The organism is Streptomyces sp. YS-3, from assembly GCF_045257485.1.
GTDB lineage: Bacteria > Actinomycetota > Actinomycetes > Streptomycetales > Streptomycetaceae > Streptomyces.
The window spans coordinates 1-620 of the sequence record NZ_JBJHPC010001183.1 but is presented as its reverse complement, the minus strand read 5'-3'; the positions used below and the strand labels follow the sequence as shown (position 1 = coordinate 620).

1 protein-coding gene is annotated in these 620 nt (G+C 72.6%); it reads left to right on the top strand.

Annotated features, from left to right (window positions below; all coding sequences use genetic code 11):
- Positions 1-519, top strand: a 519-nt coding sequence (locus tag ACJA3G_RS38220; protein WP_406557579.1) for a cytochrome P450, incomplete at its 5' end; no start/stop codon positions are given.
- Between the last annotated feature and the right edge of the window lie 101 nt (positions 520-620).

The window sequence follows — 620 nt, the reverse complement described above, 5'->3', positions numbered from 1 at the left end:
GAAATGATCTCCACCTGCGTCCTGCTCCTCAACGCCGGCCACGAGGCCACCGTCAACACCACGGCCAACGGCTGGTGGACCCTCTTCCGCCACCCCGAGCAGCTCGCCCTCCTGCGCTCCGACCCCGCCCTCCTCCCCGGCGCCGTCGAGGAACTGCTGCGCTACGACACCCCGTTGCAGCTCTTCGAACGCTGGGTGCTCGACGACATCGAGGTGGGCGGCACCGTCATCCCCCGTGGCTGCGAAGTCGCCCTGCTCTTCGGCTCCGCCAACCGCGACCCCGCGGTGTTCACGGACCCGGAGACCTTCGACGTACGCCGTCCGGCCGCCACCAACCGCCACGTCAGCTTCGGCGCCGGCATCCACTACTGCCTCGGCGCCCCCCTGGCCCGTCTCGAACTGGCCACGTCGTTCGGTCTGTTGCTGCGCGAGGCCCCGCGTATGCGGCTGGTGGCCGAGCCGGAGTGGAAACCGGGGTACGTGATCCGCGGCCTCACCGCCCTCCAGGTGGAGGTCTGACCGGCGGCGCCGCGGGCCGCCTCAGCCCCCGGCCGGCAGGGTCAGCGCCCAGGACCCCGCCGTCCACGTACGGCTCCGCACCGGCCCGACCACCACCGGCC